This window comes from Pseudomonas sp. TSO6 (assembly GCF_056098905.1).
The window spans coordinates 303,139-321,995 of sequence record NZ_JBLZWV010000033.1 but is presented as its reverse complement, the minus strand read 5'-3'; the positions used below and the strand labels follow the sequence as shown (position 1 = coordinate 321,995).

General features: G+C 58.9%; 22 protein-coding genes and 1 pseudogene. 13 read left to right on the top strand and 10 right to left on the bottom strand.

Going from position 1 to position 18,857, the window contains the following annotated elements; genetic code table 11:
- Nucleotides 1-54: 54 nt before the first annotated feature.
- The 3 genes from ACN6NG_RS14460 to ACN6NG_RS14450 all read right to left on the bottom strand — a co-directional run bounded on the left by ACN6NG_RS14460 (nucleotide 55) and on the right by ACN6NG_RS14450 (nucleotide 2,405).
- Nucleotides 55-1,215, bottom strand: coding sequence for an acyl-CoA dehydrogenase family protein (locus tag ACN6NG_RS14460; protein ID WP_353455484.1), 1,161 nt, complete (start codon nucleotides 1,213-1,215; stop codon nucleotides 55-57).
- A 75-nt stretch (nucleotides 1,216-1,290) separates the two neighbouring features.
- Nucleotides 1,291-1,887: a thiamine pyrophosphate-dependent enzyme gene (locus ACN6NG_RS14455; RefSeq protein WP_016499729.1), complete on the bottom strand. Its 597-nt coding sequence runs from the start codon at nucleotides 1,885-1,887 to the stop codon at nucleotides 1,291-1,293.
- On the bottom strand, nucleotides 1,875-2,405 hold the full coding sequence (locus tag ACN6NG_RS14450; RefSeq protein ID WP_019470870.1) for a thiamine pyrophosphate-binding protein: 531 nt from the start codon (nucleotides 2,403-2,405) through the stop codon (nucleotides 1,875-1,877). The genes ACN6NG_RS14455 and ACN6NG_RS14450 overlap by 13 nt, the downstream gene beginning before the upstream one ends.
- A 490-nt stretch (nucleotides 2,406-2,895) precedes the next feature.
- On the opposite strand from ACN6NG_RS14450, the gene ACN6NG_RS14445 reads away from it, so the two are divergent.
- From ACN6NG_RS14445 to ACN6NG_RS14435, 3 genes are all read left to right on the top strand, one after another.
- Nucleotides 2,896-4,191, top strand: coding sequence for a dicarboxylate/amino acid:cation symporter (locus ACN6NG_RS14445; RefSeq protein ID WP_474314644.1), 1,296 nt, complete (start codon nucleotides 2,896-2,898; stop codon nucleotides 4,189-4,191).
- Nucleotides 4,192-4,334: 143 nt separating this feature from the next.
- Nucleotides 4,335-5,258 (top strand): LysR family transcriptional regulator, encoded by a 924-nt coding sequence (locus ACN6NG_RS14440; protein WP_063424289.1) that lies wholly within the window; start codon nucleotides 4,335-4,337, stop codon nucleotides 5,256-5,258.
- Between the two features lie 276 nt (nucleotides 5,259-5,534).
- Entirely contained in the window at nucleotides 5,535-6,905 is a 1,371-nt protein-coding gene (locus ACN6NG_RS14435; protein ID WP_063424288.1) for an MFS family transporter, read from the top strand.
- 45 nt (nucleotides 6,906-6,950) lie between these two features.
- Here ACN6NG_RS14435 and ACN6NG_RS14430 read toward each other — a convergent pair whose 3' ends face one another.
- The 3 genes from ACN6NG_RS14430 to ACN6NG_RS14420 all read right to left on the bottom strand — a co-directional run bounded on the left by ACN6NG_RS14430 (nucleotide 6,951) and on the right by ACN6NG_RS14420 (nucleotide 10,290).
- A complete protein-coding gene (locus ACN6NG_RS14430) occupies nucleotides 6,951-8,405 on the bottom strand; it encodes an alanine/glycine:cation symporter family protein (RefSeq protein ID WP_063424287.1) in 1,455 nt (484 codons plus the stop codon).
- Between the two features lie 86 nt (nucleotides 8,406-8,491).
- Entirely contained in the window at nucleotides 8,492-9,301 is an 810-nt protein-coding gene (locus ACN6NG_RS14425; protein ID WP_063424286.1) for an alpha/beta fold hydrolase, read from the bottom strand.
- Between the two features lie 89 nt (nucleotides 9,302-9,390).
- On the bottom strand, nucleotides 9,391-10,290 hold the full coding sequence (locus tag ACN6NG_RS14420; RefSeq protein ID WP_063424285.1) for a LysR family transcriptional regulator: 900 nt from the start codon (nucleotides 10,288-10,290) through the stop codon (nucleotides 9,391-9,393).
- A 107-nt stretch (nucleotides 10,291-10,397) separates the two neighbouring features.
- Here ACN6NG_RS14420 and ACN6NG_RS14415 point away from each other — a divergent pair, with 107 nt between their 5' ends.
- From ACN6NG_RS14415 to ACN6NG_RS14385, 7 genes and pseudogenes are all read left to right on the top strand, one after another.
- Entirely contained in the window at nucleotides 10,398-11,060 is a 663-nt protein-coding gene (locus tag ACN6NG_RS14415) for an RraA family protein (RefSeq protein ID WP_063424284.1), read from the top strand.
- Nucleotide 11,061: 1 nt separating this feature from the next.
- A complete protein-coding gene (locus tag ACN6NG_RS14410; protein WP_474314640.1) occupies nucleotides 11,062-11,727 on the top strand; it encodes an RraA family protein in 666 nt (221 codons plus the stop codon).
- On the top strand, nucleotides 11,724-12,353 hold the full coding sequence (locus tag ACN6NG_RS14405) for an RraA family protein (protein WP_474314638.1): 630 nt from the start codon (nucleotides 11,724-11,726) through the stop codon (nucleotides 12,351-12,353). Before ACN6NG_RS14410 ends, ACN6NG_RS14405 begins: the two co-directional genes overlap by 4 nt.
- The gene (locus ACN6NG_RS14400; protein ID WP_474314635.1) at nucleotides 12,350-13,558 is read left to right on the top strand and encodes a pyridoxal phosphate-dependent aminotransferase; all 1,209 of its coding nucleotides are present in this window, start codon (nucleotides 12,350-12,352) and stop codon (nucleotides 13,556-13,558) included. Before ACN6NG_RS14405 ends, ACN6NG_RS14400 begins: the two co-directional genes overlap by 4 nt.
- A 286-nt stretch (nucleotides 13,559-13,844) precedes the next feature.
- Complete coding sequence (locus ACN6NG_RS14395) at nucleotides 13,845-14,138, top strand: DUF6555 family protein (protein ID WP_061203253.1); 294 nt, start codon at nucleotides 13,845-13,847, stop codon at nucleotides 14,136-14,138.
- Between the two features lie 55 nt (nucleotides 14,139-14,193).
- Nucleotides 14,194-14,274: pseudogene (locus ACN6NG_RS14390) on the top strand (DUF2188 domain-containing protein); the annotation flags it as partial.
- 56 nt (nucleotides 14,275-14,330) lie between these two features.
- Nucleotides 14,331-14,711, top strand: a complete 381-nt coding sequence (locus tag ACN6NG_RS14385) for an HhH-GDP family DNA glycosylase (protein ID WP_232106893.1) — start codon at nucleotides 14,331-14,333, stop codon at nucleotides 14,709-14,711.
- 160 nt (nucleotides 14,712-14,871) lie between these two features.
- On the opposite strand, the gene ACN6NG_RS14380 is transcribed toward ACN6NG_RS14385, so the two are convergent.
- Nucleotides 14,872-15,120, bottom strand: a complete 249-nt coding sequence (locus ACN6NG_RS14380) for a hypothetical protein (RefSeq protein WP_474314632.1) — start codon at nucleotides 15,118-15,120, stop codon at nucleotides 14,872-14,874.
- A 182-nt stretch (nucleotides 15,121-15,302) separates the two neighbouring features.
- On the opposite strand from ACN6NG_RS14380, the gene ACN6NG_RS14375 reads away from it, so the two are divergent.
- Nucleotides 15,303-15,446, top strand: a complete 144-nt coding sequence (locus ACN6NG_RS14375) for a hypothetical protein (RefSeq protein ID WP_474314631.1) — start codon at nucleotides 15,303-15,305, stop codon at nucleotides 15,444-15,446.
- 38 nt (nucleotides 15,447-15,484) lie between these two features.
- On the opposite strand, the gene ACN6NG_RS14370 is transcribed toward ACN6NG_RS14375, so the two are convergent.
- From ACN6NG_RS14370 to ACN6NG_RS14360, 3 genes are read right to left on the bottom strand one after another with little or no spacing between them, the layout of a single operon-like run.
- Nucleotides 15,485-15,928 (bottom strand): DUF421 domain-containing protein, encoded by a 444-nt coding sequence (locus tag ACN6NG_RS14370; RefSeq protein WP_008091015.1) that lies wholly within the window; start codon nucleotides 15,926-15,928, stop codon nucleotides 15,485-15,487.
- Nucleotides 15,929-15,937: 9 nt separating this feature from the next.
- Nucleotides 15,938-16,444, bottom strand: a complete 507-nt coding sequence (locus ACN6NG_RS14365; protein ID WP_061203256.1) for a hypothetical protein — start codon at nucleotides 16,442-16,444, stop codon at nucleotides 15,938-15,940.
- Between the two features lie 11 nt (nucleotides 16,445-16,455).
- On the bottom strand, nucleotides 16,456-16,959 hold the full coding sequence (locus ACN6NG_RS14360) for a CinA family protein (protein WP_474314628.1): 504 nt from the start codon (nucleotides 16,957-16,959) through the stop codon (nucleotides 16,456-16,458).
- 181 nt (nucleotides 16,960-17,140) lie between these two features.
- On the opposite strand from ACN6NG_RS14360, the gene ACN6NG_RS14355 reads away from it, so the two are divergent.
- Nucleotides 17,141-17,305: a hypothetical protein gene (locus ACN6NG_RS14355; protein WP_474314626.1), complete on the top strand. Its 165-nt coding sequence runs from the start codon at nucleotides 17,141-17,143 to the stop codon at nucleotides 17,303-17,305.
- 193 nt (nucleotides 17,306-17,498) lie between these two features.
- Nucleotides 17,499-18,659 carry an IS256 family transposase gene (locus ACN6NG_RS14350; RefSeq protein WP_474314624.1) on the top strand — a complete coding sequence of 387 codons (1,161 nt, stop codon included), beginning with the start codon at nucleotides 17,499-17,501 and terminating at the stop codon, nucleotides 18,657-18,659.
- Nucleotides 18,660-18,857 lie beyond the last annotated feature (198 nt).

Below are 18,857 nucleotides of genomic sequence, written 5' to 3'. Positions count from 1 at the left end.
TTGATGTCTCTCTTGTTATGGCAGGCCCCTCACGGTTGGCGAGGGGGACCCGGGTCAGAACGAACGCGGCAGTTCCAGCAGATGTTCGGCCACGTAGGACAAGATCAGGTTGGTTGAAATGGGCGCGACCTGATAAAGGCGGGTTTCGCGGAACTTGCGCTCGACGTCATATTCATTGGCAAAGCCGAACCCGCCGTGGGTCTGCAAGCATGCGTTGGCGGCCTCCCAACTGGCTTTGGCCGCCAGGTACTTGGCCATGTTCGCGGCGGCGCCAGCGTTGCGACCGCTGTCGTACTCGGCGCAAGCACGCCAGCGCATCAGGTCGGCGGCTTCGATCTCGATGTAGGCTTCAGCGATGGGGAACTGCACGCCCTGGTTCTGGCCGATCGGGCGGCCGAATACCACGCGATCACGGGCGTACTGGCTGGATTTCTCGATAAACCAGCGGCCATCGCCGATGCATTCGGCGGCGATCAAGGTACGCTCGGCATTGAGCCCGTCGAGGATGTAGCGAAAACCCTTGCCTTCTTCGCCAATCAGGCTGCTGGCAGGGATTTCCAGGTTGTCGAAGAACAGCTCGTTGGTTTCGTGGTTCACCAGGTTGGCAATCGGCTGTACGGTCAGGCCGTTACCGATGGCTTCACGCAGGTCGACCAGGAAAATCGACATGCCATCGACCTTCTTGGTGACCTCGGCGAGCGGGGTGGTACGCGCCAGGAGGATCATCAAGTCAGAATGCTGGACGCGAGAGATCCACACTTTCTGGCCATTAATCACGTACTTGTCGCCTTTGCGAACCGCCGTGGTCTTGATCTTGGTGGTATCGGTGCCGGTGGTCGGCTCTGTTACGCCCATCGACTGCAGGCGCAGCTCGCCACTGGCCAATTTGGGCAGGTAGTAGCGCTTTTGTTCTTCGCTGCCGTTACGCAGCAAGGTGAACATGTTGTACATCTGGCCATGGATGGTGCCGGAGTTGCCGCCGCAGGCGTTGACTTCTTCAAGGATAACCGACGCCTCGGCCAGACCCAGGCCGGAGCCGCCAAACTCCTCGGGTATCATCGCCGACAGCCAGCCGGCCTCAGTCATGGCTTTGACGAAGGCTTCAGGGAAGCCTTTTTCTTCGTCGATCTTACGCCAGTATTCGGCCGGGAAATCGCCACACAGGGCGCGTACGCCCTCACGAATGGCGTTGAGTTCTTCTTGATTGTTGTCGATCATCATCATTCTCCAGGGTGGGGCAGGCCGGCAGCGTCATCGTGGTCCGGCCGCCGGCCCGACCCTGTAACACGGTCAAATAGGCTGGAAGCCAAGGGCGGCGCGGAAACGGTTCTTGATGTATTGGCCATCACGCGGCGGCAGTACACGTGGCGGGTTTTCGGCTTTGATCTTCACCGTGGCCAGCTTGACCCCGTCCCGATTGGCGAAACGCTCACGCAGGGCATGGACCCCGTCCATTTCACGGATTTCCTGGGTCCAGGCAAAGCCACAGGTTTCAGCGACCCGGTCCAACTGGATGCCGAAGCCGGCGTGGCTGACTTGCATGCCGGTTTCACCAAAGTGGCCGTTGTCCAGCACCACGATGGTCAGGTTTTTCGGCTGCTGCAGCGCAACAGTGGCCAGTGCGCCGAACCCCATCAGCAGCTCACCGTCCCCGGTGACAACCACCACGCTTTTGTCCGGCTGCGCATTGGCGAGGCCCAAGCCCACGGTAATGGCACTGCCCATGGCCGCCCAAAGGTAGTAGTTGTTGTCGTGGTCACCCGCGGCCATCACATCATAGGAGGCAGAGCCCAGGCCGGTGACGACGAGCACATCATTGCGATCGGCGAGCAAGGTACGGACGACCTCTCGGCGGCAAAGCACGTGGTTGGCGCTTACTTGACCCATTTCTTTTCTCCGATCAGGCGCTGACCAAGCAGCAGGGCGGTGGCGGCATCGCCGTTGAAGGCCATGGTGGCGGCGCCATGGAGCAGGGGGGCCACATCCTCAGGTTTGTCAGCGCGCCAGGTCATCACTTTCATCAGGTTCAGGGAGGCTTCAGTGGCCTGACCCATCGGGTTTTGCCAGGCGTTGAATTCAGCCCAGTCCCCCCGCATGGTCACTACCATCAGCAGGGGGAAACCAGCGCAGTTCTGCAAGGCGAGGGTGTTGATGCAGTTGCCGACACCGCTCGACTGCATCAGCAGGGCGCCACGTTCACCACCCAGCCAGGCGCCGGCCAGGTAGCCAATGCCTTCTTCTTCCGTGGTGAGCACAACGGCCTTGATGTCGGGGTCTGCATAGGACATGCGAATGGACGCCGAGTGGCCAGCGTCCGGTACGAATACGACGTGCTTGACGTCGTGGGCCTTGAGAACACGGAACACGTCCTCTTGCCAGTTCTGTTCAGCTTCTTGCGATGACATGGGTATCTCCCGGCAGTGCTGCTTTTGTTTTTCCTCATCATGCGGCGAGATGCAGCGCAGGACGACTACCGTTTTTTTCTTTGAGATATGCCGTAGCGGCATAGGTACGCCCATGCCACAGGTCATCGACGTTGAGTGCGACTGACTGCCGCGTCGTGTGAAGCATGGCCGGGGCACGCCCGCAGTGGCTATATAAAGCGGGCATAGCTGATAGACGCGCTCAGCGCTTCTGGGCAGCAGGTGAAAACGTTAGGTTGCCTGCTCGGTCGCGGCTGCGTCGCTGTCGAATCAAAACAACAATAAGATCGAGGGTTGTCCATGTTGCTTCGTTACCTGCGCACGCTCGCCGGGTGGCTCACCACTGCAGAGTCGCCATTGGCCGATACACCATCCTCACCATCCTGTTTTCGGCATCTTGCACTGTCCTACTTCGTTCCGTAGTGCACCGCTCTGGCGGTGACGGTCCCTATTGGTTGAATAAAGGTGCTCAATGAAATTCAGACTACCGCTGGCGGGCTGGATACTGCTCGCAATGTTCCTTGGCGTGGTGATCGGCTATGTCATTTTCCTCACCAGCCCTGACAAGGCAGCTGCTACCGAGACTGCCGGGTACATTTCGGTGATATCGGACGTATTCCTGAGGCTGATCAAGATGCTGATCGGGCCGCTGGTGTTTTCCACCTTGGTGGTAGGGATTGCTCACATGGGCGACGCCGGTGCGGTGGGCAGAGTCTTTGGCAAGGCGATGATGTGGTTCCTGACGGCTTCGCTGCTCTCATTGGCGGTGGGCCTGATGATGGCCAACATCCTGCAGCCAGGGCATCATCTGGCACTGCCTTTGCCGGACGTGAGCGCAACCACGTCCCTCCAGACATCTGCCTTCACCCTCAAGGCGTTTGTCACGCATCTGGTGCCCAGGTCGTTCGTCGAGGCCCTGGCGAACAACGAGATCCTGCAGATTGTGGTGTTCTCACTATTCTTTGGTGTAGCCCTGGCGGCCCTGGGCGAAAAAGCCAAGGGCCTCGTGCGCCTTGCCGACGAATTGGCCCAGGCCATGCTTCTCATCACGAGCTACGTCATGAAGCTGGCACCGCTGGCTGTCATGGCTGCGATGGCCGCCACAGTCGCGGTTAACGGCCTGTCGATCCTCGCAACGTTCGCGGTGTTCATGCGCGACTTCTACCTGGGGCTGATCCTGCTTTGGCTGTTGCTGATAATGGCTGGGGCGCTGTTCCTGGGGCGGCGGGTTTTCGCACTTCTGGCGCTGATCAAGGAGGCCTTCCTGCTGGCGTTCGCTACGGCGAGTTCCGAGTCGGCCTATCCAAAACTGCTCTCGGCGCTGGACCGATTCGGAGTAAGCCGCAAAATTTCCAGTTTTGTCATGCCCATGGGCTACTCCTTCAACCTCGATGGCTCGATGACGTACTGCACCTTCGCTGTGCTGTTCATCGCCCAAGCGTACGGTATCGAGATGACCCTTGGTACGCAGATCCTGATGCTGTTGACGTTGATGCTTACATCCAAGGGGCTTGCCGGGGTGCCGCGTGCATCACTGGTGGTCATTGCGGCGACGCTGGTGCAGTTCGATATTCCCGAAGCGGGGCTGCTGCTGATTCTGGGCATCGATACATTCCTCGATATGGGGCGCTCGGCCACCAACGCCGTAGGCAACTCGATCGCCACGGCGGTGGTCGCCAAGTGGGAAGGGGAGCTGCAGGACCCGGATACACAGCCGGCAACCGCTCGTGGCACAACCCAGGGGGCTGCAGGCTCTTCAACAGTGTGAGGCATCGATAGCCAATTCGCGTCGTGGCGTATGCCTTTGGTGCTAGCTGCTATGCTCAAATTCTATAGCTGGTCCCTGAACCTGTCTTTAGACTGTGAAAAACGCCGTTCAGAGGCGCCCCTTTCTTTGCCAGTGGTTGACCGATGGACGTAGTGCAACTGAAAACCCTGATCCATGTGGCCGAGCTTGGCAGCCTGAGCAAGGCTTCGGACCGGCTCCATGTGGCGCAACCTGCATTGAGCCGGCAGATTCGGCAGTTGGAAAAGGAACTGGGCGTCTACCTGTTCGAGCGGCATGGCCGCGGTATGGAAATCACCGCTGCTGGCCTCGAGGTTCTTGAACGGGCCACCCGAATCATGAACGAGCTCGAGTCCATCCGTACCTCGGTAGCCGGCGGTCGTGCCGCGTTTCGCGGCATGGTCGCCATCGGTACCACGCCGACCATCGCCGAGATTGTCACTGTGCCGTTGGTACAACGCATCCGCGACACTCACCCGGACCTCTCGATCCGCTTTTCATCGGCGTTCAGCGGCTATTTGCTGGACTGGTTGCAGCGGGGCGAGCTGGAGCTGGCCATCTCATACGATCCGCAGCCACTGCATACGTTGCGAATCGAACCGGTAATGATGGAGAACCTGGTCCTGGTTGGCCCTCCCGAGGCCAGGTTGAACCTGGACACGGCCGTGTCGTTCGCAGAGTTGGCCAATGAACAGATGGTGCTGCCCAGCCCCCGCCATGGGCTGCGCAAGATCATGGACCAGTGCGCCCTTGAGCGAGGCTTCAAGATCACCACCAGTGTCGAGGCGGACTCCTTTGGCGCGATGATCGACCTGGTGCGCAATGGATTTGGCTATACGGCATTGCCACTGGCCTCCATCTACTCCCGCCTGAATGACGGCACGCTATGCGCCGCGCCGCTGGTTGACCCGACGCCAATGCGCAAGCTGGTGCTCGTGCTGCCCGCCGATCGGCAGGTAAGCCCTGCAACGCGCTACGTCGGCCAGACCTTTGTGGACATTGCCAGCGAGCTGGTGGCCCAAGGCATCTGGGCGGGGCACATGCTCTGAAACGGCTGCGCCAAGCTATTCAATCGCGGCATAACTGCTAGAGGGCAGCGGGTCTGGCCGCTACTCAGGTGAGGGCGTAGCTTTGCCCGGGATAAAAGTCAGTGCGCTTTCGCTGGCTTGTAAAATAATAGATCCCAGAAGGTGCCCCCAATGATGTGCGTTCCATCGCCCCGCGTACTGCCGCCTGCTTTTCCTGTGATGACTCCAAGCCAGTAGCTCGACGCAGACCAACGCTGTTGTTCTTGCCTCGCGTTTGCCTCAGATCTGGAGTTCCCCATGCACGCCAACAATCACAATCCTGCTGCGCCTGATATCCGTAACCTGACCAATCGCCAACGGATCCGCGCCATTCTCGGCGCCTGTTCCGGAAACCTGGTGGAGTGGTACGACTTCTTCATCTACGCCTACACCTCAATCTACTTTGCCGCGCTTTTTTTCCCTCAGGGCGACCAGACCACACAACTTTTGGCAACGGCCGGCATTTTTGCTGTCGGCTTCTTCATGCGCCCCCTGGGCGGGTGGATTTTCGGTTACCTCGCTGACACGCGTGGCCGCAAGTTTTCCATGATCATCTCCGTCTTTCTGATGTGTGGGGGCTCGCTGATGATCGCGGTGGTGCCCACCTACGAAACCATTGGCATGGCCGCGCCGGTTCTGTTGCTGATTGCCCGCTTGATGCAGGGCCTTTCGGTAGGGGCTGAATACGGTACCGGTGCTACCTACATCAGCGAGATTTCCAGTACGGGCAAGCGCTGCTTCTTTGGCTCGTTCCAGTACTTCACGATCATTGCCGGGCAACTGCTGGCATTGCTGACTGTGGTTGTGCTGCAGAACCTGCTGCCCATCGAAGAACTCAAGGCCTGGGGCTGGAGGATTCCATTCTTCATTGGTGCAGTGAGTGCACTGGTAGTGGTCTACCTTCGCCGCTCGATGCTTGAAACGGCAAGCCACCAAGGTGCCAAACACAAGGAAGCGGGCTCCATAAAAGCGCTGATGAAGCACAAGAAAGCAGTGCTGCTGACGATTGCCATCACTGCGGGTTGCTCGCTGCACTTTTATACATTCTCCACCTACATGCAGAAATACCTGGTGGTTTCGGCGGGCTTCGATCCGTCGACCGTGAGCTTCATCATGACAGCCGCGCTGGTGGTGTTCATGTGCCTTCAGCCGGTGTTTGGAATGATGGCTGACAGGATTGGTTCGCGAAACAGCATGATTGCCTTCGGCCTGCTGTCGAGCCTGTTGATCGTACCGTTGCTCACGGGGCTCAAGAGCGTCAACAACCCGTACGAAGCCTTCGCGCTGGTCATGCTGGGCCTCCTGATTGCTGCGTTCTATACGCCGGTCACCGGCGTGCTGAAGGCGGACCTGTACCCCGCCACGGTCCGCGCGCTGGGCGTAGGGCTGCCCTATGCCTTGGGCAACGCGCTGTGTGGCGGTACTGCCGAGTACGTGGCGCTGTCCCTGCGCGGCGCGGGCGTGGAGTCGTACTTCTACTACTACGTGGCGGCGATGAGCGTCATCACCCTGATTGCCGCAGTGCTCATGCCCGATCTACGCAAGCACGGTTACCTCGACGGCACGGGGGCTGTGGAAGAAAACACCGGCTTGCGTCCTGGGGCTCATTATTCGAATGCACGAAGCTGAAACCAAGCCCAGGCAACCACTACGGTTGCCTGGGAATCCTGCTCATCAAGATATTTTTGGTGGCTCAGGTTCGAGTACACCCAGCCCCTGATCTTTTTCGACCTGCTCTGGAGCATTGCTCCAGATGGTCCTGTCTATGTTGAGGTCGTGGAAGGCACTGGCGGTGAGAACCGGCTCGGCAACGCCGGCTTTGCGCTGTGCGTCATAATCTGCGAGCAGTCGCAGGCCAACTCGGCATAGCAGGACCAGGGCGATGAGGTTCACCAGCGCAGAAAGGGTCATGGTGATGTCGGCGAAGGCAAACACCGTGGACAGATCCTGAACCGAGCCCCAGAGAATCAAGGCCAGCACCAGGGCGCGATAGCTCAGCAGTGCCTTGCGGTTCTTGCCCAGAATAAACCTCAGGTTGTTTTCGCCCAGGTAGTAGTTGTAGAGAATCGAGGTGAACACGAACAACGCAAGTGCAACGCTGATGAAGATGCGGCCCCAGTCACCGACCACTGCGGCAAGCGAGTTCTGGGTCAGCACGATGCCGTCACCCGCGAAACCAGCGGTATAAAAGCCCGACAGCAAGATCAGCAAAGCGGTGCAGGTGCAGATGATGAACGTATCGAAAAACACGCTGAACGCCTGCACGACACCTTGTGAGACAGGGTGCCGAACTTCGGCCACCGCTGCGACGTTTGGTGCACTGCCCAGGCCAGCTTCGTTGGCGAATACGCCACGCTTCACACCCATCACGATTGCGCTGCCGATCAGGCCACCGAAGGCTTGATCGAGCCCGAACGCGCTTTTCACGATGGTCAACAGCATCAAGGGCACGTGATCAAATTGCAGCACAATGACGTACAGGGTAACCGCTATGTAGGCCAGCGTTTTCACCGGTACCAGCAGGTCTGCCACCCTGGCGATGCGTTTGATGCCACCCATGAACACCAGCGCTAGCACGGCGGCCAGGGCGATGCCGGAATAGGCGGGGTCAAAGCCAAAGGCATTTTGCAGTGAATGGGTTACCGCGTGTGACTGCAGGCCATTGAAGGAAAAACCGAACGTGACGATCAGCAGTACCGCCATAACAACGCCCAGCCAACGCTTGTTCAGCCCGTATTCGATGTAGAACGACGGGCCCCCATGAAACTGGCCGCTACCGTTGTGGCGCTTGTACAACTGCGCCAGGCTGCATTCGAACAATGTGGTGGCCATCCCGACCAGTGCGGTAACCCACATCCAGAACACCGCACCAGGACCGCCCAAGGTTACAGCCACGCCGACGCCGGCGATGTTGCCCGCCCCGACACGGCCGGCCAGGCTGAGCATGAGGGCCTGGAAGGAACTGATTTGAGTCGAACTGCTGGTAAGGCTGTCCTTGAACACCTTGAACATGTGCAGGAAATAGCGAAGCTGCACAAACCGTGTCTTGACGGTGAAATAAGCGCCCAGGCCGACGACCAGGACGATAAGCAGCTTTCCCGAGAGAAAGCCATTGATGGCTTCGAGCATGACGCAACCTCATTGTTATTATGACTGGGTGTGCGGGTACACACGGCCGCAAGCAGCCGTGTAGGGGTTGGAGCCGGTGAACGGGGTCAGGCGCGGTCTTGCAGTGCCTTGATGTGCTGCCACATCAGCGCCGGGTTGGAGTACATCGGGAAGTGGCCACAATCAGGGATGCAAGCCAGTTGCACCCCTTGGGCAGCGATGTCGTCCAGATAGGAAAGGTGGGCGTTGGTTGCGCCGTACATGTACTGGCGCGGGAAGGGTAGCGCCAGGAACTTCTCCATCAGACCGCCGTTATCTGACAGCTCAACCATGGACTCGAAGATGCCGCGCACCGCCCCGGTACGTACCTTGTGCGCCAGGCTGGCCGCATAGAGTGCGCTGGCAGGGTCGGCGGCAAGCCGGGTGCGCTCGATGAAGTCGCGGAAAAAGCGCAAATCGTCTTCGCGCGGGTGATCGTGGATCTGCCGGCTGAGGAAGCAATCTTCGGGCGCAATATTGCCCTCGATGTCGACGAAACTCAGCACTCGATCCGGGGCGGCATCAGCGAGCATCAGCCCGGTCAGGCCACCCATGGAGTGGCCGACCAGGTGAAATTGGTCGACGCCAAAATGTGCAAGTACGGCCTGGGCAGTCTTCACCAGCAAGGGGATGTTGATGCGGGCGAGGTCGGCGCATTCGGTTTCGCCGCAACCAGGCGCATCGTAGGCAATGAAGGGATGACCTTCGAATGCGGGCTGCAGCGTGATGTCGGCATAGTCTTCTTTGGTAGAACCGAACCCATGCAGGAAGAGGATAGGTGCCTTGGGGCCGGAACGATGGATCACCGCCAGATCCAGCAGCACGCCGTCGATGTTCAACGGCAGTTTCTCGTGAGTGAAGCGAGCAGGGTTTGCCACGGTGGGAACTCCTTTTACAGAGGCCCCAATGTCGGGCCCACCCAGAATTTTGTAAAATACGAAGCCGCGAACCTTGTCATATGCCCAGCCTATGACGCAAAAACCTGCTTGGCCTGGTCAATCATCGCATCCACCAAGGGATTACCGTTTACGCCGTGCCATGCCATGGCGGTGGTGACAACCTTCACTTCTGGCTGCAACGGCCGCACCAAAACATTTTCAGGAGCAAGCTTGTCCATGGAGGTGGGCACCAAAGCGATGCCCTGGCCACAACTGACGAACGCTACCTGCGCCGTGACAGAACGGACCTGATGCACGATACGCGGCGCGAAGCCGCTGGCCTTGCATAGCCCCACCAGATAGTCGAAATACACCGGGCTGACGTCTCGTGAGGCCATCACCAGGGTTTCATCGGCAAGTGCCTTGAGCTCAATGGCTGCACTGGCGGCCAGTGGGTGATCCTTGGGCATCGCGACTGCCAGGCGATCCTCTGACAGCGGCATGGACTGCAGATGCCGGCCGAGGTTGCCTTCAAGGCGTGCAAAGGCGATGTCGATATCGCCGGCCTCAAGCGCGGGTATCGCCTCTGCGCTATCGATCTCTCGAACCGAAACCGTGACCAACGGGTGGTCTTGCTTGAACCGCTCGATCAACTGGGGCAGCACATCGATCATGGCCGAGGTGATGGCCCCGATGGTCACCACGCCGGCGTGGCCGGCCACTGCCTCGTGAACCGCCAACTCCAGCCGCTCCAGCTGATCAGCAAACTTGCGCACAGCGGGGAGAATTGCAGCCCCGGCGGCAGTGAGCTGAGCGCCACGGCGGGAGCGGGTGAACAGTTGAATACGAAGGGACTGTTCAAGCGCCTGGATCTGCTCAGTCAACGGCGGCTGTGACATGCCCAGCCGCTTGGCCGCGCGGCTGAAGTTCTGGTCCTCGGCAACGGCCAGGAACAGCCACAGGTGACGTATCAAGCGAAAGTTGATCACGGCATTCTTCCATAGGTTTGGGATATGACAAGCTTAGCTTCTTCGTAATATACGTATCAAATGCTCGCGCAGATACTCAAGCCTCACTTACAAGAGGCCTGCAACCGATGAGCTTGAAAGCCCCGCTTGAGCGCCTGGCTGTGCTCGATACCAATACGGTGTCGGACGCGCTGGACTTCCTCCAACTGCCTGGAGCCACCAACGGCCTGATGCCGCTCTGGAACTGCCCGAAGATTGTTGGCCGAGCCAGCACGGTGCAGCTAGGGCCAAAGCAGGACGTGGCACCCACCGTTCACCTGATTACCCCAGTCATCGAGCAGGTCACCACCGATGACCGCGTGCTGGTGATTGCGGGTGGCGTTGACGGTATTTCCAGCTGGGGCGACATCTTGGCCAACGCCGCGCGGCGCAAAGGCATCCGTGGCTCGATCATCGATGGCTTCAGCCGCGACATCTGCGGCAGTGCCGACATCGGCTACCCGGTCTACGGCCGTGGCGTGACCATGATCAGCGCGCGCAACAGGCTCATCCAGATCGACGCGGCTGTCACCGTTCGCATGGCTGGCGTTGACGTGGATGAAGGCGACTACGTGATTGCCGACGCATGCGGCACCGTTTTCGTCGCGGCCGGTGCCATCGAGAAGGTGCTTGACCTGGCCGAGCGTATCGACCGTCGCCAGGCCGGCATGGTGGACGCCGTCCGCGCAGGCCGTTCGGTCGAGGAAGTGATGCACGACACCCAATTCGAAGCCATCAAGGTGGAGCACTGATATGAGCCTTTCTGATAAAGACCTGGTCGCCTTGTTCCAAGGCCTGGATACCCCGGGGGTGTCCGACGCGATGGACAAGCTGGGCCTTCCCGGTCAGGCCTTTGGTATCGCGCCGCTGGCCAACTACAGCCAGGTCGTGGTCGGCCCGGCCTTCACTGTCCAGTACGTCAGTGCAAGTACACCGCCAGGCACCGTGGGTGACTTCATTGATGAAGTAGCACCCGGCGACGTTGTGGTCATCGCCAACGAAGGCCGTACCGATTGCACGGTGTGGGGCGACATCATGACCCAGTACGCCCTGGCCCGCGGTATTGCCGGCACGGTCATTGATGGTGTCTGCCGCGATGTGAACAAGGCGCTGGGCGAAGGCTACCCGCTGTTCAGCAAAGGCCGCTTCATGCGTACCGGCAAGGACCGCGTCGAGGTCGTGGCCGTCAACCAGCCGGTGTCGGTTGGCCATGCCCGGGTTTGTGCCCGCGACATCGTCATCGCTGACGCCAATGGTGTCGTCATTGTCCCGCGTGACCGTGCCCAGGAAGTTGCTGAAACGGCACGTCGCATCGAACACGTCGAAGCGCAAATCCGCGAACAGATTGCCACTGGCAAAAGCCTCAAAGAGGCTCGTGCCGCCCTCGGTTACCACTCCCTGCAGAGCAAGCAATCATGAGCCTTCCACACGATTACCAGAACATTGCAAAGGTCCTGGGCACCTCCACCCTGTACGAGGCGTCCGGGCTGCCGTGCGCTGTCGACCGCGAGATCCGCGCTGTCTGGAAAGGCGCATTCATCGCCGCGCCGGCTTACCCGCTGCAGTGTTCACCAGGTGACAACCTGGGCCTGCACCTGGCCGTGGCCAAAGCGCCACGCGGCAGCGTGCTGGTGTGTGATACCGCCGACTTCGTCGCCGGCTATTGGGGTGAGGTGCTCACGGTGGCGGCGGAAACGGCAGGCATCGTTGGCCTGGTGATCAACGGTGGTGTGCGCGACATCGCCGCGCTCGAAGCACATGGTTTCCCTGTATTTGCGCGTGGCATCTCGGTCAAAGGCACCGTCAAGGCCACCACGCCTTCGGTCGGCAAGCCGTTCGATTTCAGCGGTGCGCAGGTCAGCGCCGGCGATCTTGTCGTCGCGGACGAGGATGGTGTGATCATCATCCCGGCCAATGCCGTTGAACATACCCTGCGGGAGGGGCAGAAGCGCGCGGACAAAGAGGCCGTTTTCATGGGCAAGCTGCGCGAAGGCAAAACCACCATGGACCTGATGGGCCTCTCCCACCCGGAGGAGCACGTGTGAGCCTGGCAACGCTGAACCGTCGCCTGGAGGCTGCCAAGCCTTCGGCGACCTACAAGATCATCGACCGCGTCGCTGCGCGCCGCGCGGACGGGGCGAAGATCATTTCGCTCTGTGCGGGTGAGCCTGACTTCGATACACCGGAGCACATCCGGGCCGCGGCCATCAGTGCGATCGACAACGGCCATACCCGCTATACCCAGGTAGCCGGCCTTCGCACGCTGCGTGAGGCCATCGCACGCAAATACCAGCGTGAGAATGGTCTTGATGTCAGCTGGCAGGACACGCTGGTGTGCAGTGGCGGCAAGCAGGTCATCTTCAATGCCCTGGCCGCAACCCTGAACGAAGGAGACGAGGTAGTGATCCCCGCGCCATACTGGGTCAGCTATCCAGAAATGGTTGAGCTGTGCGGTGGCGAGTCGCGGATCGTCGCTTGTGGCGCCGAGTCTGGCTTCAAGCTGACCCCGCAAGCGCTGGCCGAAGCCATCGGGCCGAAAACCCGCTGGCTGATCCTGAACTCGCCGTCCAACCCCACGGGCGCCGTGTACGACCGCGACGAATTGCAGGCACTTGCAAAGGTGTTGCTGGCCCATCCGCAAGTACTGATTCTGGCGGACGATATCTACGAGCACCTGATATTCGACGGCCGTGACTTCCTCACGCTTGCCCAGGTTGAACCACGCCTGGCTGCGCGGACATTGACCATGAACGGCGTGTCGAAGGCCTACGCCATGACGGGTTGGCGCATCGGGTTCGCTACCGGTCCTCGCTGGCTGCTTGAGGCGATGGAGAAGCTTCAGGGTCAGCAGACCTCGGGCGCGTGTTCCATCTCCCAGCATGCCGCCATCGCTGCCCTGGACGGTCCGAAAGACTTCATCGTCCACAGCCGCGAAGTATTCCAGCGGCGCCGTGATTTCATGGTCGAGTTGCTCAACCAGGCGCCGGGCATCAGTTGCGAGGTGCCAGGCGGGGCTTTCTACGCTTTTGCCGACTGCTCTGGGCTGATCGGCAAGCGCTCACCTGCTGGGCGCGAATTGGTCAATGACGAGGCTGTGGCCCTGGCGTTGCTGGAGGAGGCCAATGTTGCAGTCGTTCAGGGCAGTGCTTTTGGTCTACCGGGCTATTTGCGCATTGCTTACGCGCTGGATGACGAGTCGCTGCGTGCGGCTTGCCAGGCCATTCACCGCTTCTGCGAGGACGCACGGTAGATATAATCCCTGTATCAGTGGCTCATCATGGCTCTGTGCTCTCTTGGCAATCTCAGGCAGCGTTATCTGAGCGTTGATGAAAGCGCTCTGTAAGGTACTTTACCCAGACGGGGCTGGCGCAATGGCCGCTTCGCGGAAAATGCGACGTTCTGAATTGATTGAGCGTGATGAGCCTGCCATCGATGAGGTTTGAGAGAGACGGCGGCACCGAGCCGCTGCGCTTCTCAACTGAATTTTTCTCACATTCGATACCTCCATAAGACATGCACTATAGGGAGGGATTCTTGTGTCAGCACTTCAACTGTACGTGATCGAGTATGAACTGCACGGCGATCATCGGACATTCATCATCCGCCTCGAGAAGATGGATAACGCTAATGCTTGGCACTGGGCGAGCTGCGATGCCGGTGTCGGCATCATTCCGAGGTTTGGTCAGCACAATATCAAGCTGGTGAGCCGGCCTATGGCGGAGCGCTATGGCATTTCCGAGGTGAGATGGAGGTTAGCGGGGCAGGGGCCGGAGTTCATACCTACCCCTGTTGATTTTAAGAAGTTTTCGGAAGGGGCAGGTGGCGCGTAGCGCCAGGCAGATCACACTGGAGGTAGCTATGCAACCTAAGACTGAGGGCCCGGAAGAGATCCACAAGGCGGATGGCACCCTCGAAGAAGAACGCACCTCCCCGCGGTCTGCTGATCCGAGGCGTTCAAAGGGGTGATCCCAGTAAACGCTAGGGACCTTGGGATTGAGCTCAGCGAAACGAGCAGTCACGGTTTGTACAAGTGGCTGCTCGCAAGCTTTCTCATCGGTAAAAGGATTCGCTCAACTGTCGCGGTGGAGACCTATCGGAGCTTGGTTGATCGGCATGGCCTGGACACACCCGCCAAGCTTGCCCGATGCTCTCACCAACAGCTGGTCGAATGGCTTGGCCAGGCTGGTTATGCCAGATATGACCAGTCCACTGCGAGACGGCTGCATACGTTGGGGGCTGGGCTGTCCAGTCATCTGGATGCTCAGCTTATCGGCTTACGCCAAGGTCTCATTGACCTGCCCACATTCGAGCGCTGGCTTTTAAGTTTTGAGGGAATTGGCAGTAAAACTTTGGAGATTTTCATGCGAGAAGCGGCCGCACTGCTCGATAACGAGAGGCAGTAAGGACTCCTGAGCTGACTGCGACAATCGGCGAGGCTTTGCGTCGCAAGCCCGATTTTATGCAGCGATCGCGCTCGAAGTAGGGCCGGTGAGTACGACACGCGGCTAAGCGCAGACTCGATTATCAATACCGCCGATAAGAAGGGGTATTACAGCCGGACGGTCATGACCGCAGCTCGGCTGCTGTGTTCTTCTTCCAACCCCTAAAATTCATAAGACACAGCACTACTTGAAGCACAATCAATGCCCAAGCTTGGGCATGCCATCCCCAGACCGTCCATAAAATGTTGCTTGCGATAAAGCAACAGAAGCCCAATTTGCGCCGCCCAGGGCGGTGCGATCCAATACACCAGGCTGCCAGTACTGTGACCGCCATCGCTGGCCATTTCAGCAGCTCAATCCAATGTTCCATCAAACCATTCCAGACCGTTTCCATAAACCTAGAGCCATTTTCCGTCAGTCAATGCGCTTGCGAGTAACCCGGATCCCTTTGGATTTGGAGTTCATCCTGGAGGACTGGGTTCCGCATACGATAACGAGGAATGTGCGACGGGGTGGGAAGAGCGGCATTGTTCGGAGTGCGGAGGCTATCGCATGTCCCAATCACTCATTTTGCCGATGATGGAGCAGGGGCAGATCTTCGACACCAGCAAAATGCGAGAATGGCTGACCACCCAGCGGAGTCTGATGCCTACTCCAAAATTGAGCCTCACCACGCCATTCTCCTTAGTTAAATAGGCGGGGCGCCGTGGCCGGCCCGAGGCTCCTAGAGGATGTCACTCGTTGGGAATGATCGAGATCTTGCCGTTGCGCTCGACAATGGCAAATTTGATCTGCTCCACTTTTTCGATTCCTTGGCTATCGCGCGCAGATTCAAGAATATCGTCTTCAGTGAGCCGCGCTCGGTGCATACGGTGGTGCAGAAAACGGCCATGCTCAACGACCAGCGTAGCGTGGCCGTCCAGCAGTCGCGCCAAAGGCTTGGAATTGAGTTTCGCGAGCGACAGTCCGACATCCAGGACGATCAGCGTCGCGATGACCAACATGGCATTGGTGAAGGAAAAATCATCGCCCAGCAAAGCCTGTTGGGTCGCTTCGCCGATGATTAACAGCAGCACAAAATCAAAGGTCGTCAAGTCAGCTAAGGAACGTCTGCCTGCAACGCGAAACAACAGCATGAGGGCGATGTACATGCCTGCTGCGCGAAGGATTGAATCCATTACTCGCTCCTAAGGGAATAGGAAGGTAGAGAAGTGGACTGCACTGGATGGGCCTGCGCGCACCGCGCATTCCAGTGTTCCAACATACTCGCTGCGTAAGGTCAGATAGAGCGTGGCAATGCCATCCTCGCTGGTTCCCAGTTGCAGCAAGATGGCCTGGCCCTGTGAGAGCGAGGCTTGTGGTTGAGGTTGTAAGGTTTCGATGCTGGCTTCGCGCAGTAGTGAACCATCTAGCTGCACCATGATGGGTTCTCGGGCGCTGCCGCGTACAGTGATGCGCAAGCTGTCAGTTGTGCCACTGCGGCTCAGGCGTTGATACTCAACATGCAGACGGCCATCAGCGCTCGTGACCTGAGCATTGCTGAGTGGGCCATTACCGAATACGCCGGCCAATCCAAGTAAGACAATGACGACCAACAGGTACCAACCCACGCGTTCGAAGCGCCAGACGCGCTGCTGCATGGTCATGTCTTCCTGGACAGGCTGCTGTCTCGACACCAGTTCATCATCCGCCATAGCCCTAAACCTCAGGCGCGCTCCCCACGAAGCCAGCGCTCGTGATAATGGATCAGGCGGGTCAGTCCGTAGACAGCCCCGTCATGCATGACCTGCGCTCGCTCTCCAAAAAAACGCTGGGTACCGGTAAATACGGCAATTGGTTCCCCGGCAAATGCCCACGCAAAGCACAGCGTGCCGGGTAGAACTCCAGATGCTGGGCTAGGCCCGGCTACACCGGTAGTTGCAATAACGACATTGGCATCGCTGTCCTTCAAAGCCCCTAGAGCCATCTCCCAGGCGACTGGTTCGCTAGTCAGCCCGTATCGTTCGATGGTCTCCGCGCTTACACCTAGCAGACGCTTCTTGGCGGAGGGGGAATACACTACGTAGCCGCTTTCGAGCACCTCGCCTGTACCTGGGAATGCCGCTAGCAGAGCGACCATGCAGCCTGCTGTGCAGGACTCGGCAGTGGTAAGTACCAGATGGTGGTCTTTGAGGTATCCAAGCACGGCCAGTACGGGATCACTTGCCATTTTGATGTCGACTCGTTGTTCTTTTGTGGTGGACGTGTCAGCTATGTAAATGGTTCACCGGTTCAGCGTAGGTTCGCTTGGGTTCTTGACTTGAACTTCATTGCCCGCGTCAGCATCAATTTAGGTAGCACGCCGGGCTCCGAAGTGTTATTTGAATGACAGAGATAAGGGTAGGGTAGCCATGAAAAAGCACACCGACACCGGGCATAGGCCACAGGCCCCATCAAAATCCCAAGGTGAAGAAGAACGCGACAACGATGCACATAGACCGGATGGCTCATCAGGCACCGATCATGATTCGACCGCGCAGAAAACAGCGCGTAATGAAGGGGAGAAGAAGCACTGAGGCCAGCAACGTTGACGCCTGCCAGCTTCTTTGTCAGACCAGCACGCCGATGCATGGATCTTGAGTTAGATCGTGTCCCGGGAAGTGGTGTAGCTGAACCAGCCGAAGGCGCCCTGCGGGCGAAAGAGGATGGTCATCGTGGTTCTTGGCTAACGTTGAGTTTGCGGACTTAACCTTCACCAGAGAAACCACGATGACCAAGCCCACTATCGCATTGACCGAGTTGGTTGAGAAAGGGGCAGATGCTGATCTGCTCAAGCAAATGATCCAGTTCGTTGCCCAGCGCATGATGGAGTTCGACGTCGAAGGCCTGTGCGGTGCTGGCTTCGGCTACCGTGACCGCCTTTGGCAAACCCGCGCCGGCGACGTCGACCTGAAGATCCCCAAGCTGCGCCAAGGCAGCAACTTTCCTGGCTTCCTCGAACCTCGACGCACCGCCGAAAAGGCCATGGCGGCGGTCATTCAGGAGGCTTACATCCAAGGCGTGTCAACACGCTCGGTGGACGAGCTGGTGAAGGCCATGGGCATGACCGGCATTTCCAAAAGCCAGGTGTCACGGCTGGCATGCGAGATTGACGAACGCGTTCACGCGTTCCTTGATCGCCCGCTTGAAGGTGACTGGCCCTATCTCTGGATTGATGCCACCTACGTCAAGGTGCGGGAGGCCGGGCGGATCGTCTCGGTCGCCGTAATAATTGCCGTGGCCGTAAACACTGACGGTGGTCGCGAAGTGCTGGGCATGCGGGTCGGCCCGTCTGAGGCCGAGCCGTTCTGGACAGACTTCCTGCGCAGCCTCATGCGCCGAGGTCTGAGGGGCGTGAAGCTGGTCATTTCCGATGCTCACGAAGGCCTGAAGGCAGCTGTTTCTAAGGTCTTCAACGCGACTTGGCAGCGCTGCCGTGTGCACTTCATGCGCAACGCCATGGCCCATGTCGGCAAGGGCCAGCGCACCATGGTAGCGGCGCTGCTGCGCACGGTCTTCGCCCAGGACAGCCGTGCCGAATGCCATCAGCAATGGCGCTTGGTCGCTGATCAACTGCGCGAAAAATACCCCAAGATCGCGACACTCATGGACGGCTGCGAGGATGAAGTGCTGGCTCACATGGCGTTTCCAAAAGCCCACCGACAGCAGTTACACAGCACCAACCCGCTTGAACGGCTCAACGCTGAAATCAAACGCCGCACCGATGTCGTGGGGATTTTTCCCAACGATCCGGCCATCACACGGCTGGTAGGCGCGATGCTGCTGGAGCAGAACGACGAGTGGTGCCTGCAAAGACGCTACTTGCAGTTGGAGGCCTTCGAAGCGGTCAGCGATAATCCACAGGCCAAGCTGTCGGCCGTGATCAACTAAACGACAAACTCAGTGGCCAGAGCCATGATGAGTTACACCACTTCCTGGGACACAATCCTTTCGGCAGTGTTCAGATTCTGAACATGCCAGGTGCTGAATGCGCACATGGACATGTGGGGGCTTGGGCGTTGAAATGTGCACGTAGACCGATCAGTGCCAAATGCACTCGTCAGAGTGCTCCCCCTGAGCGAAAGCTTG

What these genes read in the sequence shown, in the direction of transcription:
- ACN6NG_RS14365 (WP_061203256.1), bottom strand. Translation starts at nt 16,444, where the DNA reads ATGGCGGATGATGAACTGGTGTCGAGACAGCAGCCTGTCCAGGAAGAC.
- ACN6NG_RS14410 (WP_474314640.1), top strand. Translation starts at nt 11,062, where the DNA reads ATGAGCCTTTCTGATAAAGACCTGGTCGCCTTGTTCCAAGGCCTGGAT.
- ACN6NG_RS14375 (WP_474314631.1), top strand. Translation starts at nt 15,303, where the DNA reads ATGTCCCAATCACTCATTTTGCCGATGATGGAGCAGGGGCAGATCTTC.
- ACN6NG_RS14380 (WP_474314632.1), bottom strand. Translation starts at nt 15,120, where the DNA reads ATGGAACATTGGATTGAGCTGCTGAAATGGCCAGCGATGGCGGTCACA.
- ACN6NG_RS14370 (WP_008091015.1), bottom strand. Translation starts at nt 15,928, where the DNA reads ATGGATTCAATCCTTCGCGCAGCAGGCATGTACATCGCCCTCATGCTG.
- ACN6NG_RS14440 (WP_063424289.1), top strand. Translation starts at nt 4,335, where the DNA reads ATGGACGTAGTGCAACTGAAAACCCTGATCCATGTGGCCGAGCTTGGC.
- ACN6NG_RS14445 (WP_474314644.1), top strand. Translation starts at nt 2,896, where the DNA reads ATGAAATTCAGACTACCGCTGGCGGGCTGGATACTGCTCGCAATGTTC.
- ACN6NG_RS14360 (WP_474314628.1), bottom strand. Translation starts at nt 16,959, where the DNA reads ATGGCAAGTGATCCCGTACTGGCCGTGCTTGGATACCTCAAAGACCAC.
- ACN6NG_RS14355 (WP_474314626.1), top strand. Translation starts at nt 17,141, where the DNA reads ATGAAAAAGCACACCGACACCGGGCATAGGCCACAGGCCCCATCAAAA.
- ACN6NG_RS14450 (WP_019470870.1), bottom strand. Translation starts at nt 2,405, where the DNA reads ATGTCATCGCAAGAAGCTGAACAGAACTGGCAAGAGGACGTGTTCCGT.
- ACN6NG_RS14405 (WP_474314638.1), top strand. Translation starts at nt 11,724, where the DNA reads ATGAGCCTTCCACACGATTACCAGAACATTGCAAAGGTCCTGGGCACC.
- ACN6NG_RS14415 (WP_063424284.1), top strand. Translation starts at nt 10,398, where the DNA reads ATGAGCTTGAAAGCCCCGCTTGAGCGCCTGGCTGTGCTCGATACCAAT.
- ACN6NG_RS14455 (WP_016499729.1), bottom strand. Translation starts at nt 1,887, where the DNA reads ATGGGTCAAGTAAGCGCCAACCACGTGCTTTGCCGCCGAGAGGTCGTC.
- ACN6NG_RS14430 (WP_063424287.1), bottom strand. Translation starts at nt 8,405, where the DNA reads ATGCTCGAAGCCATCAATGGCTTTCTCTCGGGAAAGCTGCTTATCGTC.
- ACN6NG_RS14350 (WP_474314624.1), top strand. Translation starts at nt 17,499, where the DNA reads ATGACCAAGCCCACTATCGCATTGACCGAGTTGGTTGAGAAAGGGGCA.
- ACN6NG_RS14435 (WP_063424288.1), top strand. Translation starts at nt 5,535, where the DNA reads ATGCACGCCAACAATCACAATCCTGCTGCGCCTGATATCCGTAACCTG.